We start from the raw sequence: 16,191 nt of genomic DNA on the forward strand, positions 1-16,191 counted from the left end.
CTGTCAAATGTCATTATCCATTATCGAAGCGGTTGGCGCGTGCGGAAAAGCAACCGATCCCGGTAACCGCGTTTTTCGTCCGGCTTCAGTTCCACTTGTCGCGACTCACCTGCCTCCTATATGGCCTCACGGCGGAGCGCGTCCCCGACCTGCCGCATCGCGGAGCGGATTTTCGCCGGTGGAGGCCATGGGACAAACATCCGATGGATGAAGGAGACGTTTATGGCGCAGAAAGCTGTTGTCCTCGTCGTCGAGGATGAACCGCTAATCCGATTCACCACGCTCGATGCGCTGGAAGAGGTCGGGCACCAGGTGTTGGAAGCAGGCAGTGCCGACGAGGCGATGGTGCTGTTCCGTAATCGGTCCGATATCGACATCGTTTTCACCGACGTGAACATGGCGGGGTCGATGGATGGCATCCAGCTTGCTCAGCGGATACGCGCCATCCGCCCGAGCATCGGCATCATCATCACGTCGGGCGTCGTCAGCCTTGACCCGATGCTCCTGCCGACCAACACGGTGTTTCTGCCGAAGCCCTATCAGCACGACATGCTGCTGTCCTCGATCCACGACATGATGCCAGGCTGAATAGTGTTGGCCGAAGACGGGCCGGCGCAACGGAACCAAGTGGCATGGCTTCCGGTTGTTTCTTCGATCAACCGGAGGAACCTTCACATGCTGATGAGGATCATTGCGTTTTCCGCCATTTCCCTGCTTTCGGCGCCAGTCCTCGCCCAGACATCAGGCACCGACGCCACCACCACTTTGCCCGGGGCGACAATGACCGCGCCCAATGCCAATTCCGGCGCTTCGCCGGTCACCACGCTTCCCGGCGTCACCGATCCGACGACCACCAACAGCACGACCGGCACCGTCGATCAGGAAGATCACTGCCAGCCGCCGGGGACGCCGAACAATACCAATCCGAGCGCCGAAGCCTCGACGCTGCCGCGGCCTGAACAGGCGTGCCACTGAAAGAGACGCGAAAACACCTTTACTCTTCGTCAATCTCTATTAAGTTGGTAGACATTGAAGCGCCAGCGGAAGCGGATGCAAAACCGCTTTCCTGTGGCTTCCAAGACAACCTTTCGCCCAAAGCAACCCAGGACGAGGAGTGTGTGCTTGATGACCTATGATGTCGCCGTCGTCGGTTCCGGTTTTTCCGCAATCGCCCTTACCATCAACCTCCTGCGCTTCCTGCCGTCCTCCGCTTCGATCGCGGTGGTCGGCGACGATCCCGGCTTCGGACGAGGCACCGCCTACCGCACCGAATTCTATCTGCATCGTCTCAATGTCCCGGCGGCGCGGATGAGCGTGTTCCCGGATCGACCGGACGATTTCGTCGAATGGCTACGCGGCCAGGGCAGGGCGGCCTTTCCGGAGGATTTCGCCTCTCGCGGCGACTACGGCCTCTACCTGCGCGATACGCTCGCCTCGCTGCTGAGGCCCCGTGAGCGGCGCGCGCACGTGGATTTTATCCGAGCCAAGGCGACGGCCTGCGTCCAGTGCGAACAGGACGGGATCATTTTCCATCTCGACAACGCCGGCGAACTGCGGGCCCGTACCGTCATTCTGGCGCTCGGCGTCGGCAATGCCGATCTGCCTTTGCCGAAGGATCGTATCGATCCGGGCGTCGGCTCCCGCATCATCGACAATCCCTGGCGACTCGGCTGGCTTTCGCGCGTCGGCCGCACCGACGAACTCTGTATCTTCGGCTCCGGCCTGACGATGATCGACCAGGTTCTATCGCTGCGCGCCCAAGGACATCGCGGCCGCATCCATGTCCTGTCGCGGCGCGGACTGGTGCCGCATCCGCATCCGACCCGGCGCGCGGCTCCCGTCACGCCGGACCTGCCCGATAGCCGCGAAATCAGTGCGCTGCTGCAGGCCTTGCGGCGACAGGTGGAGAACGGTGCCGACTGGCGGGGCGTCGTCGATGGCCTAAGACCGCAGACCCAGGCTTTGTGGCAGAGCCTGACCGCCGAGCAGCGCTCGCGGTTCCTACGCCATGCGCTTGCCTGGTGGAACGTCCACCGCCACCGCGTCGCGCCGGAAGTGTTCGCCCGCTTCAACGCGCTCCTGAGGGACGGTACGGTGACCGTGCATGCCGGTTTTCTCCGCTCGATCGAGAGAGACGGCGACGGTGCGAACGTCCGGTTCAGGCAACGCGGCACGCCGGACATTGCCTCCTTCCATGCGGACTGGATCGTCAACTGCACCGGCATGGAGCGCGCCGGCATCGGCCATTCGCCGCTGCTGACCGAGATGCGGAACCTTGGGATGATCGCCATGGACGAACTCGGACTTGGCATCTCCGTTGATGGGCGGTCTCGCGTTCTCGATCCGGATGGCCGGCCACAGCCCGGCCTGTTTGCTGCCGGAGCGCTGACCGCCGGCCAGTTCTGGGAGATCACGGCGGTGCCGGATATCCGCGTACAGGCCAAGGCGCTTGCCGAAACAATCGCCACGGACATTTCCCGGACGGCACCACGGCGAGCCCGTATCGCGTAGTCGAGCATTCCGTGAGCACGATTTTCTCCTGATCGAGCATCAACGGCAGGTTCCTTGCTTTCATGCCGCGCCATCGACGTTAATCTGGAGAAAGTCATTGCGCAGGAAGGAATTTCCATGGCCCTGAAACTCGTCGGTCTTGCGGGGAGCTATAATCGCCCGTCCAAGACTTTTGCGCTGGTCGAACATATCGCCTCGGTCGCAGCCGAGCGTTATGGATTCGATACCCGGCTTCATGATCTCACCGATGTGGGACCGTCTCTTGGTCAGGCACAACGCCAGGGTGATTTGGATGAAGCGGCCGCCAGGGTACTGGCGGATGTCGTCGAGGCGGACTTCCTGATTGTCGGTTCGCCGACCTACAAGGGCAGCTATCCCGGGCTCTTCAAGCATTTCATCGATCTGATCGATCCCGAACAGCTGCGCGCCAAGCCGATCCTGATCACCGCTACCGGCGGCGGCGACCGGCACGCGCTGATGGTCGAACATCAGCTTCGGCCGCTTTTCGGTTTCTTCATGGCCCATACCCTGCCGACGGCCGTCTACGCGTCCGATCGCGATTTCGCCGACTACCGCATCATCTCCGAGGCGCTGCAGCAGCGGATCGGCTTTGCCGTCGATGAACTCGCCGCGTTCTTTCCTGTCCGGGAACTCGCCGCTGCCGAGTAACTTTACTTTCGTTCGCTTTGCCGTCATCAATCCCCCGCAACCGCAACGCGGAGGAGAACGCATGGCCATCGAAGAAGACATGGCGAAGATCGCCGAGCAGGAGAAGGCGCTGGTCTTCGACCGGTTCGACCTGACGACAGCCTGGGATCTCGGATCGCTGCTCCGGCAGATGGCCGTCGAGCGGGGCCTGAGCATCGTCATCGACGTGCAATTGCATTCGATGTCGGCCTTCTACACGGCGCTTCCGGGCACCAGCGCCGACAACCAGAGCTGGGTACGGCGCAAGCGCAATCTTGTGCTCCGCTTCTTCCAGTCCAGCTATGCAATCGGACGGAAGCTCGAGCTCCAGGGCGACACGGTCGAAAACCGATATGGTATTTCCGCGGCAGACCACGCGCCGCATGGCGGCAGCTTCCCGATCAAGGTCGCCGGCGTCGGCTGCATCGGAGCGGTGACCGTTTCGGGCCTGCCGCAGCGCGAGGATCATAACATGGTCGTCGAAGCCCTTGCGCGGATGACCGGCAAGGATATCTCCACACTCCGTCTCGACTGAGGAGATATTCTATGGCGCAGGCCGACATAAAGACCCCCGAAGAGGTTTTCAGCTTCTGGTTCAGGGAACTGACCCGCAAGGATTGGTTTGAGAAGAACGAGGCGCTCGATGAGGCGATGCGCCGGCATTTTGCCGCGACGCATCTCTCGCTTGCCCGGGGCGAGCTCGACGCGTGGCGGACTTCGCCGGAAAACCGGCTCGCGGCGGTGATCGTGCTCGACCAGCTTTCCCGCAATCTCTATCGCGGCACCCCGCTTGCCTTCGCAACGGACTGGCTGGCTTTGCGGGAGGCAAGGTTGGCAATCGAGGCCGGTGCGGATATGGCGGTCCTGCCCGAACAGCGCGGCTTCTTCTATCTCCCGTTCGAACACTCGGAAGTCCTTGCCGATCAGGATCGGTCGGTGGAGCTCTTCGCTTTGCTGGGGGATGCGGATTATCTGGATTATGCGGAGCGTCACCGCCTGGTGATCCGCGAGTTCGGCCGCTTCCCGCATCGCAATGCGCTGCTTGGCCGGGAATCGACCGCCGCCGAGCTGGAATATCTGGCCAAGCCCGGCGCCGGTTTCTGACGTTGAGGTAACTAGCGGCGGAACAGGCGTGCGACGGCGATCAGGATGCACGCGCCGATAAAGCCGGCGATGAGGTAAGCGATCCAGCCGCTACCCAGCGAAAGGTGGAAAAAGTTGAGAATGGCATTGGCGATGATGGCGCCGACAATGCCGAGAATGATGTTCATGATTAAGCCCATGTCGCTTTTCATGAACTTTTCAGCGAGCCAGCCGGCAATGCCGCCGATGATGATGGCTGCGATCCAGCCGATACCTGCCTGTTCCATGACTTACCCTCAATGATTGTTGGGACGGAGAAACGCGAAGAAATGTTCCAGGTTCCACGAATTGTTCCAATTCGTGGCCGGGCGTCAGAGCATTCCTTTTCTTCGCCCAGAAGTCACTCTATTTTCGCGCGCGAATCCGATCGAAAGACAAAAGAGCAGACATTTGACACAACTTCTCACGACCGGCCCTTCGACCATTCAACGGATAGCGTGCGCGCTCCTGGCGGCACTCATGATCGCTGCCCCGCTCGGCTTGCCCTCGCAGGCGGCCGCACAGGCGCAGCAGCAGGCACAAGGACAGCGCCAGGAACAGGTGGCGCCCGACGTCACCGTCGATTCCATCAATACCGATATGAAGGGCAAGATCGACGCGATCCGCCAGCAGCTCGATTCCTTTCGCAACCGGATCCAGAGCGATGCCGACGACGATGCACGTCTTGCGGAACTCAGGGTTAGAGCGGAAGCGATCGTCGGCGAAATGCGATCCGCATCGGATGCCATGCGTACGCGTGTCGAACAGATACAGGCCCGCCTCAAGGGACTCGGCGAGCCGCCCGCAGCCGGCCAGCCGCCGGAAGCGCCCGCGGTCGTCGAGGAGCGCAACCGGCTGCTGAACGAGCGCTCGGAGCTCAACATTATCGTCGACGACGCCGGCCAGCTTTCCAACAGCGCGACGCAGGTCGCCAACACGATCACCAATCTGCGCCGCACGCTGTTTACCCAGACGCTCTTCCGCCACACGGAGCTGTCGGGCGAGCTGTTCGCCGATGCCGGCAACGCATTCGTCGCGGAAGTCAGGAATTTCGGCTCCACCTTCAGCGGCTGGATCAGTTTCGTCTGGAAATTCAAGAAGCTGCAACTGCTCGGAGCGCTGGCACTGTCGCTCGGCGCGGCCATGCTCTTCCTGTCTGGAGGATACCGGCTGTTCGGGCGCTTCATCCGGCGCGACGACCATGAACACCCTTCTTATATCAGGCGTTTGTCGGTGGCCTTCTGGTCGACGGTGATCCAGACCGTGTCGCTGGCGGCCTTCCTGGTCGCCTCCTTCCTGTTCCTCGACGGCTTCAACGTCCTGCGCACGGATATCACGCCGATCGTGGTGACATTTTTCGCATTCGTGTGGTTCGTCAATTTTGTCTGGAAGCTAACCTATGGCGTGCTGGCGCCCGGCGAACCGGAATGGCGGCTCGTCCGCATCACCAACCGTGGCGCCCATCTGCTGACACTTGCCGTGCTTGCCATGGCGATCGTCAACGGGCTCGACTATCTGCTCGGCGCGATCAGCGAGGCGCTGAATTCCCCGTTGGTTCTGACCATCGTCAAAAGCCTGCTCGCCTCTGTCATCATCGGCCTGATCCTGATCGCCATTTCCTTCATCCAGCCGCGGCTTGTCGAGGGCGAGGATCCCGATAGCCCGGGGCATCGCTGGCCGCGCTTCTTTCCTCTGTTCCTTCGCGTCATGGGCCTGCTCCTCATCCTGTCGGTGCTGACGGGATATGTCGGGCTTGCGCGGTTCGCCTCCACCCAGATCGTGCTGACCGGTGCGGTGATCGTGCTGATCTATATCGGACTGCTGTCAGGCAGGGCGATCTCGAAACAGGGATCGTTCACGGATACGGCCGCCGGTCGCCGGCTCGCCGAACACTTTCATTTCGGGGAGGTGTCGCTCGACCAGGCGGGGCTTGCCGCGGGGCTCGGCATCTATGCTTTTGCGCTGATCCTCGGCATCCCCCTCATTCTTTTGACCTGGGGTTTCCAGATCGCCGATATCGAAGCCTGGATCTACAGTTTCTTCACGCAGATCCGGATCGGTAACATCTCGATTTCTATCGTCGGTATTCTCGGCGGCATTCTGCTTTTCGGCCTCGGCTTCGTCATCACGCGCTGGATCCAGAAATGGATCGACGGCAATGTGCTGGCGCGCAGCCAGGTGGATCTCGGCGTCCGCAATTCGGTCAAGACCGGTATCGGTTATCTCGGCGTCGGGCTTGCGGTGCTCGTCGGCGTTTCTGCCGCGGGCATCGACCTGTCGAGCTTCGCGCTGGTCGCATCCGCCTTGTCGGTCGGCATCGGTTTCGGTCTCCAGAATATCGTCTCGAACTTCGTGTCCGGCCTGATCCTGCTCGTCGAGCGGCCGTTCAAGGTCGGCGACCATGTGGTGACCGGGGCGACGGAAGGTATCGTCAAGCGCATTTCGGTGCGCGCCACGGAGATCGAGACGTTTCGCAAGCAGTCGATCATCGTGCCGAATTCCGACCTCATCAATTCGCCGGTCGGCAACTGGACGCATCGCAACAAGATCGGGCGTTCCGAAGTGCCGGTCGCGGTGAGCCACCATACCGATCCGCAGAAGGTGATGGATATTCTTTTGGAACTGGTCGACCAGGTTCCGGAAGTGCTGCGCAATCCGGAACCGCACGTGGAGTTCCTGAATTTCGGTCCGTCCTCGCTCAATTTCGAACTGAGGTTCCATTTGGCCGACATGGGCGAGGGTTTGAGGATCCGCAACAATCTGAGGATCGCCATCCTCAAGCGGTTCAAGGAGGAGGGGATCGCGATCCCGTTCCCGCAGCAGGAGATCATCTTTCATCGGGGCCGGCCGATCCTGCCGGAGGAGAACGATGCAAGAGGGGGCGCCTAACCGACCCTCTGCCCGAGCCCGGCGCGGCCATTCTGATGATCGTCGCGGGCTGGCTCCCGGCATGTCGTAAACAGGCGTTTGGCCCGCCTGCCGGAATTGCATAGTCGCTGCAGTTTGCGAAAAGGCCACACGAGGCCGAAGAGGGGTTCTTTCCATGAAGACACATGCACGGGCGGTGGTGATCGGCGGCGGCGTGGTCGGTGTTTCGACGCTTTATCATCTGGCGAAAAAGGGCTGGAGCGACGCGGTTCTGATCGAACGCAAGGAATTGACCTCGGGTTCGACCTGGCATGCGGCGGGTCTTCTGCCGCTCTTCAACCTCTCCTATTCGGTCGGCCAGCTGCATAAATATTCGGTGCGTTTCTATCAGGAACTGCAGGAAGAAGCCGGCATGAATGTCGGTTTCTCGAAAGTCTCGAACATTCGTCTCGCCCGCACCAAGGACCGCTGGGAAGAGTATATGTATTATGCAGGGATCGCCGAGACGATCGGCGTCACGGTCAACGTCCTGACGCCCGAACAGGTGAAGGAGATCTGGCCGCTCTGCGAGATGGATGGGATTCTCGGCGCCATCCAGCATCCTGACGACGGTTATATCCAGCCGGCGGACCTCACGCAGGCGCTTGCCAAGGGTGCGCGCGACCTCGGCGCCACGATCTATCGAAACACGACCGTCACCGCCATCGCACAACAGCCGGACGGGCTCTGGAAGGTGACCACCGACAAGGGCGAGATCACCGCCGAACACATCATTTCCTGCACCGGCAACTTCGCCCGCAAGACCGGCGAGATGGTCGGCATCAACATTCCGGTCATCCCGGTCGAGCACCAGTACATCGTCACCGAGCCGCATCCGGCGATCCAGGAGCGCAAGGCCAAGGGCCTGCCGGAAATGGGTGTCCTACGCGAATCGGACTCCTCCTGGTACATGCGCGAGGAGAATGGCGGCCTGCTGCTCGGGCCTTACGAGGTCGGAGCACCCGTCTGCTACGTCGACGGTCCGTCGGACGAGAGCGAATACGAGCTCTTCAACGAGGAACTCGACCGGCTGATGCCCTATATCGAGACCGCCATCGTGCGCGTGCCGGCGTTCGGCGAAGTGGGCATCAAGAAGGTCTACAATGGGGCGATCGCCTATACGCCGGACGGCTCGCCGATCGTCGGCCCCGCACCTGGCCTCAAGAACTTCTGGCTGAACGAAGGCCATTCCTTCGGCATCACCGCGGCCGGCGGCGCCGGCTGGCAGCTCGCGGAATGGATCGTCGATGGCGAACCCACCGTCGACATGATGGGCGTCGATCCGCGCCGCTTCGGCCCTTACGCAACGGAAGGCTACCTCATCGAGAAGAACGAAGAGGCCTATGCCAATGTTTTCACGATGCATTATCCTGATGAAGAGCGCTCCGCCGCGCGTCCCTTGAAGACCACGCCGGTCTATGACCGGCTGAAGAAGATGGGTGCGGTGTTCGGCTCCGTCTATGGCTGGGAACGCGCCAACTGGTTCGCGCCTGAAGGTTATGAAGTGCCTGCGGAAGACCTCGGCGTCGGCGTCGAGGTGCTGACCGGTCACAATCATGCGCCGGCACTGGAAGATGGTCGGATCGTCGAAAAATGGTCTTTCCGCCGCTCGAACTATTTCGACCACGTGGGCAACGAGGTTAAAAATGTCCACGAGAATGTCGGCGTGCTCGACATGTCGGCCTTCGCCAAGATGGAAGTGTCCGGCCCGGGTGCGCGTGCTTTCCTCGACTCGATCTTCGCTAATGCGATCCCGAAGAAGCGCGGGCGCATCGCGCTCTGCCACCTTCTCACCAAACAGGGTGGGGTGCGTGCCGAATTCACCGTCTACGAGTGGGCGCCGGATCGTTTCTATCTCGTGTCGGCCGGTGCCTATGAGGCGCATGACCAGGATTATCTGCGCAAGCTGGCGCCGACGGATGGGTCGGTCAAACTCACCCAGATCACCCAAAGGCTCGGCGTGTTGGTTCTGGCCGGCCCGAAATCTCGCCAGGTTCTGAAGAAGCTCACCCGCACCAGCCTCGACAACCGGGATTTCCCCTGGCTTTCCGGCAAGGAGATTTCCGTCGGCATGGCGTCCGCCCATGCGCTGCGCGTCAATTTCGTCGGCGAACTGGGCTGGGAACTGCATCACCCGATCGAGATGCAGAACTACATCTTCGACAAGCTGATGGAAGCCGGCGCCGAGTTCGGCATCAAGCCCTTCGGCATTCGTGCCATGCTTTCCATGTCGGTCGAGAAGTCGTATCGGCTTATCCCGCGCGAAATGTCGATCGAGTACAATGCCTACGAGTCCGGTCTCGACCGTTTCATCAAGACGGACAAGGAATTCCTCGGCAAGCAAGGCCTGCTTTCGTATAAGGAAAAGGGGCTGAAGTGGAATTTCTGCACGCTGGTCGTCGAGGGCGCCAACGATCTCGATGCCCGCGGTTCTGAGGCGATCTACAATGAAGCCGGCGAACTGATCGGCCGCGCCACCAACGGCGCCTACGGCTGGCGGATCGGCAAGTCTCTGGCGCTGGCGATGGTGAAGCCCGGTTATGCGGAGACTGGCACGCGGCTCAAGATCAAGATTCTCGGCAATCTCTACAATGCCAGCGTTGTCGCCGAGAGCCCGTTTGACACCGACAACGTTGCACTGCGCGCGTGAAATCCGGCTAAAAGTAAGAAACCATTGACATTGACGGGCGGTCTTCGGGCCGCCTGTTCCGTTTTTGGACGAGGAAGCCGCTCCGATTAACGGTTCTGCAAAGCGTTTGTAATACGGGTGTTAGCTGAGGGGATAATTACTTATCGACAGGGGCACCATGACATTCCTCGGCATTTCCGGGATGCAGTATTCCGGCCAATCACTGGCAAACTCCCGCATCCTGCTTGCGGAAGATTCCAACGTCTTTACCTCGATGATCGGTACCCGGCTCAAGGAGCTGTTCGGCATCGAGGTTGAGATCTGCCGCAATTTCGAGGAATTGCAGGTTGCCTATGACCGTTCGAGCGAACCGGTCACGCTGGCGATTTCCAATATCAACCTGCCGGGTGCGGAAAACGGCGAGGCACTGGAATATCTCGTCGATCTCTCGATTCCGACCATCGTCTTTACCGGGACGTTCCACGAAGAGACCCGCGATAAGCTGCTGACCAAAGACATCGTCGACTATATCCTCAAGGACAATGTCTTTGCGGTTGAGATGCTGGCCGAATCGGTCTGCCGGTTCCTCACCAATCATCGCCACCACGTGCTGATCGTCGACGACAGCCCGACGGCGCGGGCTCTGCTGTCGAGCCGTCTGAAGCGCTACAATTTCCGGGTCAGCGTTGCGGAGAACGGTGCCAAGGCCTTGGATATTCTGAAGAAGAACCCAGATATCGGCCTCGTCGTCACCGACTACAACATGCCCGATATCGACGGTTTCGAGCTGACCCGCCGCATCCGATCGGTGCGCGGTTCGCACGAACTGCGGATCATCGGCGTGTCGTCTTCTTCAAACCGGCTGCTTTCGGCCCGTTTCCTGAAGGCTGGCGGCAACGATTTCATGCTGCGGCCCTTCATCGACGAGGAATTTTACTGCCGCGTCAACCAGAACCTGGATACGCTGATCCAGATCTGGTCGATGCAGGCAAAACGTCAGGACTCGACGGTCAAGAACGTCGCCTGATCTGCGAGGGTTTTTCGCATGCCCTATCTTCAAAGCCAGCACTTCCGGAAGTCGGAACGTCTGACCTACGGCTGGGCTGCGCCGTCACCGGTCCAGATGGAGATGGCTAATCTCACCGCCGATCCGTTGACGGGGTTTGCCAATCTGAGGGAGTTCTATCGGCTTGGTTCACCGCTGGTGGGGACCTGCCTTTCCGAGGGCACGTCCTGCGCCGTCGCAATCGTCGACATCGATCATTTCCGGCGATTGAACGATACCCATTGCGAGGAAGTGATCGCTCAAGTCCTGAAGGCGATCGCGGCGAAACTGGACGTCGCGTGCAGCGGCGGCCGGCACCTCCTTGCCCGGCTGGACGACGAGGAATTCGGCCTGCTGCTGGTCGGTTTCGACGGCGCGGCGGCAACGGATTTCTGCGAAAAGCTGAGGCTTGAGATCGCCGGCATGCGGATCGCTTCCGGCGACAACGACTTCTCGATAACCGTCTCGATCGGACTGGCAGAAGTCTACGGTCCGGAGACCTTCGACAATTACCTCAATGCTGCAGAACAATTCCTGTTCATGGCGAAGAGCTTCGGCCGCAACCAGGTCTTTTCGGATCATACGGTCGTGCTGCAAGCGGTGGGCTGACAGCCGCAATCACCAGGATCAGGCCACCACGCCGATGCGCGAGGTGTTCATGTTGAGCTTGCGCTCGGCGCGTTCCTGCTGCGGCGATCGGTTATAGACCTCGCGATAACATTTCGAGAAATGCGAGGCGGACACGAACCCGCAGGCAACCGCCACTTCGACCACCGGCATCGACGACTGCACCAGCAGGTGCCGTGCCCGGTCGAGCCGGATTTCCAGATAATAGCGCGCCGGCGAGCGGCCCATTTCCTGACGGAACAGGCGTTCGATCTGGCGCCGGGAGAGGCCGGCGTCGTCAGCAATCTCCACCAGCGACAGCGGTTCAGAGAGATTGTTCTCCATCACCTCGATGATCGTCAGAACCTTGGCGTTCTGGACGCCGAGGCGTGCCCGCAGCGGCAGGCGCTGGCGGTCGTGCGGGTTGCGGACGCGGTCCGTCAACTGCTGTTCGCAGACGCGGTTGACGAGGTTCTCGCCGAAATCCTGGCTGATCAGGTTCAGCATCATGTCGAGCGAGGCGGTGCCGCCGGCGCAGGTATAGAGGTTCGAATCGACCTCGTAGAGATCCGCATAAACTTCTGCCTGCGGAAATGCCTCGGCAAATCCGGGAAGGTTTTCCCAGTGTATGGCACAACGCTTGCCGTTCAGCAGCCCGGCCTGGGCGAGCACATGTGCTCCGGTGCAGAGGCTTCCAACGGCAATGCCGCGGTTATAGGTTTCGCGCAGCCAGGCGTTGACCGACTTGTTGTTAAACTCCTCAACGTAGACGCCCGAGCAGACCAGAACCATGTTCGGGCGGTTTTCGCCGGAGAGGCTGCGACGTTCGTCGGCCAGCGACGAATTTACCTCAATCCCGATGCCGCTCGAGGAATAGACCTTTTCGCCGTCGGCGGAACAGAGCCGCCAGGTATAGGCCGAGTATCCGAGCATGCGATTGGCGATTCGGAGCGTCTCCACCGCTGCGGCAAAAGGCAGCATGGTGAAATGGGGAACAAGAAAAAAGACGAGAGAGCGCTTTGCTGCCGGGTTTTTGGTCATCACATTCATGCCGTCATTCCCCTTGTTCGTGGCCGTACATTGCGGCCCGCTTTTCTTCAAAAGCGACATTGGCACGGGGAAAGGCGGCGGAGAAGGGCTTTCGGCGACAGGCTGATAACATTTTTGCGACATAAGCTGGTCGCAGACATAATTGTCAAAGGCAGCAGGCTCAAAGCGTGTCTCAGACTACATGGCCCGCTTCACCGGTTCGTGTGCGGGCCATGGGTCGGGAGGTTATCGGCGATGCGGTGCGGCATTGGTCGTCGGCCATCCGATGTCCTTGCGGATTTCTGCCGGCAAACCTTCCAGCATCCTTTCGGTCTGGCGGCGACGCCATTGGTCGCGAAGTCCAAACACCGCAGTAAGGGCAGGGCGGATCAGCGAGACGAACGACGACTGACGCCGGGAGCGATCGCTCTCCTGATAGGTGATCATGGTCATGTCAGTTCTCCTTGGGTGTTTCATGGAGCAGCGCTCTATGGGAACAATGAACGCCGTCAATCCATCAATCAATCGGATGCAAGTTATGCGTCTCATGAAATTCTGTTGCAGATCGACGCTCGCTTCCGATGCTTTTGACTATGCCTCTCGTTTGACATTCAATCAAACGAAATGATATGGTGTTTAAGTTCAGAATTATTGATAGAGGCTGACATGACTGTTCCATTCCGCCCGCCGCTCCCGCTGCTCGATAACGACGTATTGCGCACCTTCGTAGCGATTGCCGAAACCGGCAATTTCTCGACCGCGGCCGATGCGGTTCTGCGCACGCCGTCGGCTGTTTCGATGCAGATCAAGAAGCTGGAAGAGCAGTTGAAGACGACGCTCTTCCTGCGCGACGCCCGCTCGGTGTCGCTGACGCAGCATGGCGAGATGCTGCTCTCCTATGCGCGGCGCATGCTGGCGCTCTCCAACGAAGCCGTGTCACGTTTTGTCATGCCGGAACTTGCCGGCGTGGTGCGCCTCGGTGCGCCGGACGATATCGCCGAACGCCTTCTGCCGAAGGTGCTCAAGGATTTCGGCGAGAGCTTTCCGGGCATCATGGTCGATGTCACGGTCGACATGAGCCTGGCGCTCAAGAAGCGCATGGACGAGCAGCGGCTGGACCTGGCGCTGATCAACTGTGCGACCCGGCCTTTCTCGACGGCCGGAGAGATGATTCACACGGAAAGACTGGTCTGGGCCGGCGCCAAATGCGGCACGGCGTATCTGCGCGATCCGCTGCCGATCTCCGTCTGGGAAGACGGCTGCGTCTGGCGTCAGGATGCAATTGCCCAGCTTGAGAAGCACAAGCGGAGCTATCGCATCGCCTATGCGAGCGCCCATACGATGGCGCAACGCGCCGCGGTGCTGTCCGATCTGGCGATCGCGCCGTTCCCGCGCTCTTATGTTACCGACGACATGCAGATACTCGGGGCGAAGGAAGGCCTGCCGGAACTGATCAACTTCGATATCCGGCTGTTGACGGCTCCGCAGCTCTCCGTCCCCGGCAAAGCAGTGGCCGAAAGCATCCGCGAAGCTTTCGGCTCCCTGATCGCTGCTGCTGCCTGATCCTACTCGCGGCTGCGGCGACGTCTGCGGCCGCCTTCTCCCGAAGCCTCTGCCAGCGCCTTTCGCTCCGGCAGGGTCACGACAGTTGCCAGATGCGGGAAGGCATCGACCTTGTTTGGCAGCGCCATGGCATAAACGAAATGCTCCTGGAATTTCGGCTCTAACGCCGTCTCGATCTTCTCGATCCTGCGCACCGTTTCCTCGATCTCGCGGCGGTAGCCGCGGTTCAGCAGGCACATGCGCGCGCCCGTGCCTGCGGCATTGCCGACCGATTTGACGCGGCCCAGATCGCAATCCGGGATAAGACCCAGCACCATCGCGTATTTCGGATCGATGAACGTGCCGAAGGCGCCGGCAAGCCCGATGCGGTCGACATGGTCGACGCCCTGCTTGTCCATCAACAGCTTGACGCCGGCATAAAGCGCCGCCTTGGCGAGCTGGATGGCGCGCACGTCGTTCTGGGTTACGGTGATGCGCTGTTCGCCGTCATGCACGAGGTAGGAGAAGGTCCGACCGTTCTGGAGGATGCGCGGGCTGCGCTCCGCCATCGCGCCGTCCACCACGCCGTCTTCCGAGATCAATCCGGCGAGATACATTTCGGCAATCACTTCGATGATCGCCGAACCGCAGATGCCGGTGATGCCGGTCGCAGCGGCTGCATCGGCGAAACCCGTTTCGTCCGACCAGGGCTCGACGCCGATCACCCGGAAGCGCGGCTCAAGGGTTTCGGCGTCGATGCGGATACGCTCGATGGCGCCGGGTGCTGCCCGCTGTCCCGACGAGATTTCCGCACCCTCGAAGGCCGGACCGGTCGGCGAGGAGGCTGCGACGACGCGGGTCGAATTGCCGAGCACGATTTCCGCATTGGTGCCGATATCGACCAGCAGCATCATCTCCTCCTGCCGGTGCGGACCTTCCGACAGAGTTGCCGCCGCGGCATCGGCGCCGACATGGCCGGCGATGCAGGGCAGGAGATAAGTGCGGGTGCCATCGTTCATCGGCAAGCCGATCTCGGAGGATCTGACCTTTACCGCTCCGGAAACGGCAAGCGCGAAGGGGGCTCCGCCAAGCTCCGTCGGATCGATCCCGAGGAACAGATGGTGCATGATCGGATTGCCGACGAAGACGCTGTCGAGAATGTCGGTGCGAGACACGCCGCCGTCAGCGCAGACCTTGTCGATCAACCCGTTCAGCGCCTCGCGCACGGCTAACGTCATCGCCTCGCGGCCATCGGGGTTCATCATCACATAGGAAACGCGGCTCATCAGATCCTCGCCGAAGCGGATCTGCGGATTCGACGTGCCCGCCGACGCCACGGTGCGACCCGACAGCAGCGACGACAGATGCATGGCGATCGTCGTCGAGCCGATATCGCAGGCAATCCCGTAGGCCTCGTTCTTCAGGCCGGGATAGAGCGCGACGAGCCGGGCACGGTCATCGTCGCGATCTTTGTGGATTGCCGCCGTGACCTTCCACTCGCCCTTGCGCAGAATCTGCTGGACCTTGGGAATCAGGTGGAAATCGACGTCGAGATCGTCAAAATGCCATTCAGCGGCAAGGGCTGCCTTCAGGCGGTCGAGATCGCCGAGCGGCTTTTCCATGTCGGGCTCTTCTACCTCGACATAACACATGCGGATCGCCGGATTGCGGTCGAAGACACGCTCGTCGGCGGCCTTGCGGACTACCTGAGCATTGATCACCGTATCCTGAGGAACGTCGATGACGAGATCGCCGAGAATCTGGGTCGAGCAGGAGAGGCGGCGACCTTCGGGAAGCCCGCGCACGCGGTCGTAGCGCTCTTCCTTCGGGCCGAGCGGTGACAGATGGTCGTTCGCCGAGGTAATGCCGTGCTTGGCGAAATGTCCCTGCTGGACCGAGATTTGGCATCGCCCGCAGGTCGCCCGCCCGCCGCAGACGCTTTCCACATAGACGCCAAGCTGACGCGCGGCATCGAGCACCGGCGTGCCGACCGGAAACCGGCCGCGCTTGCCAGACGGCATGAAGAGGACGAGGGGATCTCTCTTGGAAATATCCGCCATGATACCTGTACTTACTCCATGCTTGCTCCGGCGCCAGCCCGTGCGGCCCGGCC

15 protein-coding genes are annotated in these 16,191 nt (G+C 60.9%); 11 read left to right on the forward strand and 4 right to left on the reverse strand.

The window, feature by feature from the left end:
• Positions 1-222: 222 nt before the first annotated feature.
• The 6 genes from MOV61_RS03935 (at position 223) to MOV61_RS03960 (ending at position 4,302) form a co-directional block, all read left to right on the forward strand.
• Positions 223-588, forward strand: coding sequence for a response regulator (locus MOV61_RS03935; protein WP_038543328.1), 366 nt, complete (start codon positions 223-225; stop codon positions 586-588).
• 87 nt (positions 589-675) lie between these two features.
• On the forward strand, positions 676-975 hold the full coding sequence (locus MOV61_RS03940; RefSeq protein WP_247135630.1) for a hypothetical protein: 300 nt from the start codon (positions 676-678) through the stop codon (positions 973-975).
• A gap of 150 nt (positions 976-1,125) precedes the next feature.
• The gene (locus tag MOV61_RS03945) at positions 1,126-2,511 is read left to right on the forward strand and encodes an FAD/NAD(P)-binding protein (protein ID WP_247135631.1); all 1,386 of its coding nucleotides are present in this window, start codon (positions 1,126-1,128) and stop codon (positions 2,509-2,511) included.
• A 117-nt stretch (positions 2,512-2,628) separates the two neighbouring features.
• The gene (msuE, locus tag MOV61_RS03950) at positions 2,629-3,180 is read left to right on the forward strand and encodes an FMN reductase (RefSeq protein ID WP_247037564.1); all 552 of its coding nucleotides are present in this window, start codon (positions 2,629-2,631) and stop codon (positions 3,178-3,180) included.
• Between the two features lie 61 nt (positions 3,181-3,241).
• Positions 3,242-3,733, forward strand: coding sequence for a heme-degrading domain-containing protein (locus tag MOV61_RS03955; RefSeq protein WP_247037562.1), 492 nt, complete (start codon positions 3,242-3,244; stop codon positions 3,731-3,733).
• An 11-nt stretch (positions 3,734-3,744) separates the two neighbouring features.
• Positions 3,745-4,302 (forward strand): DUF924 family protein, encoded by a 558-nt coding sequence (locus tag MOV61_RS03960; RefSeq protein ID WP_038543318.1) that lies wholly within the window; start codon positions 3,745-3,747, stop codon positions 4,300-4,302.
• 11 nt (positions 4,303-4,313) lie between these two features.
• Here MOV61_RS03960 and MOV61_RS03965 read toward each other — a convergent pair whose 3' ends face one another.
• A complete protein-coding gene (locus MOV61_RS03965) occupies positions 4,314-4,568 on the reverse strand; it encodes a GlsB/YeaQ/YmgE family stress response membrane protein (RefSeq protein WP_038543316.1) in 255 nt (84 codons plus the stop codon).
• A 232-nt stretch (positions 4,569-4,800) separates the two neighbouring features.
• On the opposite strand from MOV61_RS03965, the gene MOV61_RS03970 reads away from it, so the two are divergent.
• The 4 genes from MOV61_RS03970 (at position 4,801) to MOV61_RS03985 (ending at position 11,510) form a co-directional block, all read left to right on the forward strand.
• The gene (locus MOV61_RS03970; protein ID WP_247135632.1) at positions 4,801-7,209 is read left to right on the forward strand and encodes a mechanosensitive ion channel domain-containing protein; all 2,409 of its coding nucleotides are present in this window, start codon (positions 4,801-4,803) and stop codon (positions 7,207-7,209) included.
• Positions 7,210-7,363: 154 nt separating this feature from the next.
• On the forward strand, positions 7,364-9,877 hold the full coding sequence (locus MOV61_RS03975) for an FAD-dependent oxidoreductase (protein WP_247135633.1): 2,514 nt from the start codon (positions 7,364-7,366) through the stop codon (positions 9,875-9,877).
• Positions 9,878-10,034: 157 nt separating this feature from the next.
• Positions 10,035-10,883, forward strand: coding sequence for a response regulator (locus MOV61_RS03980; protein ID WP_038543311.1), 849 nt, complete (start codon positions 10,035-10,037; stop codon positions 10,881-10,883).
• Positions 10,884-10,901: 18 nt separating this feature from the next.
• On the forward strand, positions 10,902-11,510 hold the full coding sequence (locus MOV61_RS03985) for a GGDEF domain-containing protein (protein ID WP_247135634.1): 609 nt from the start codon (positions 10,902-10,904) through the stop codon (positions 11,508-11,510).
• Positions 11,511-11,528: 18 nt separating this feature from the next.
• On the opposite strand, the gene MOV61_RS03990 is transcribed toward MOV61_RS03985, so the two are convergent.
• A complete protein-coding gene (locus MOV61_RS03990) occupies positions 11,529-12,548 on the reverse strand; it encodes a GlxA family transcriptional regulator (RefSeq protein WP_247037610.1) in 1,020 nt (339 codons plus the stop codon).
• A gap of 234 nt (positions 12,549-12,782) precedes the next feature.
• Entirely contained in the window at positions 12,783-12,989 is a 207-nt protein-coding gene (locus MOV61_RS03995) for a hypothetical protein (protein WP_038543309.1), read from the reverse strand.
• Between the two features lie 171 nt (positions 12,990-13,160).
• Here MOV61_RS03995 and MOV61_RS04000 point away from each other — a divergent pair, with 171 nt between their 5' ends.
• Positions 13,161-14,099, forward strand: coding sequence for a LysR family transcriptional regulator (locus tag MOV61_RS04000; RefSeq protein WP_247135635.1), 939 nt, complete (start codon positions 13,161-13,163; stop codon positions 14,097-14,099).
• Between the two features lie 2 nt (positions 14,100-14,101).
• Here the strand turns inward: MOV61_RS04000 and MOV61_RS04005 are convergent, their stop codons facing one another.
• Positions 14,102-16,138 (reverse strand): ASKHA domain-containing protein, encoded by a 2,037-nt coding sequence (locus MOV61_RS04005; protein WP_247135639.1) that lies wholly within the window; start codon positions 16,136-16,138, stop codon positions 14,102-14,104.
• Positions 16,139-16,191: the final 53 nt, after the last annotated feature.

The organism is Neorhizobium sp. BETTINA12A (genome assembly GCF_023006485.1).
Classification (GTDB): Bacteria; Pseudomonadota; Alphaproteobacteria; order Rhizobiales; family Rhizobiaceae; genus Neorhizobium.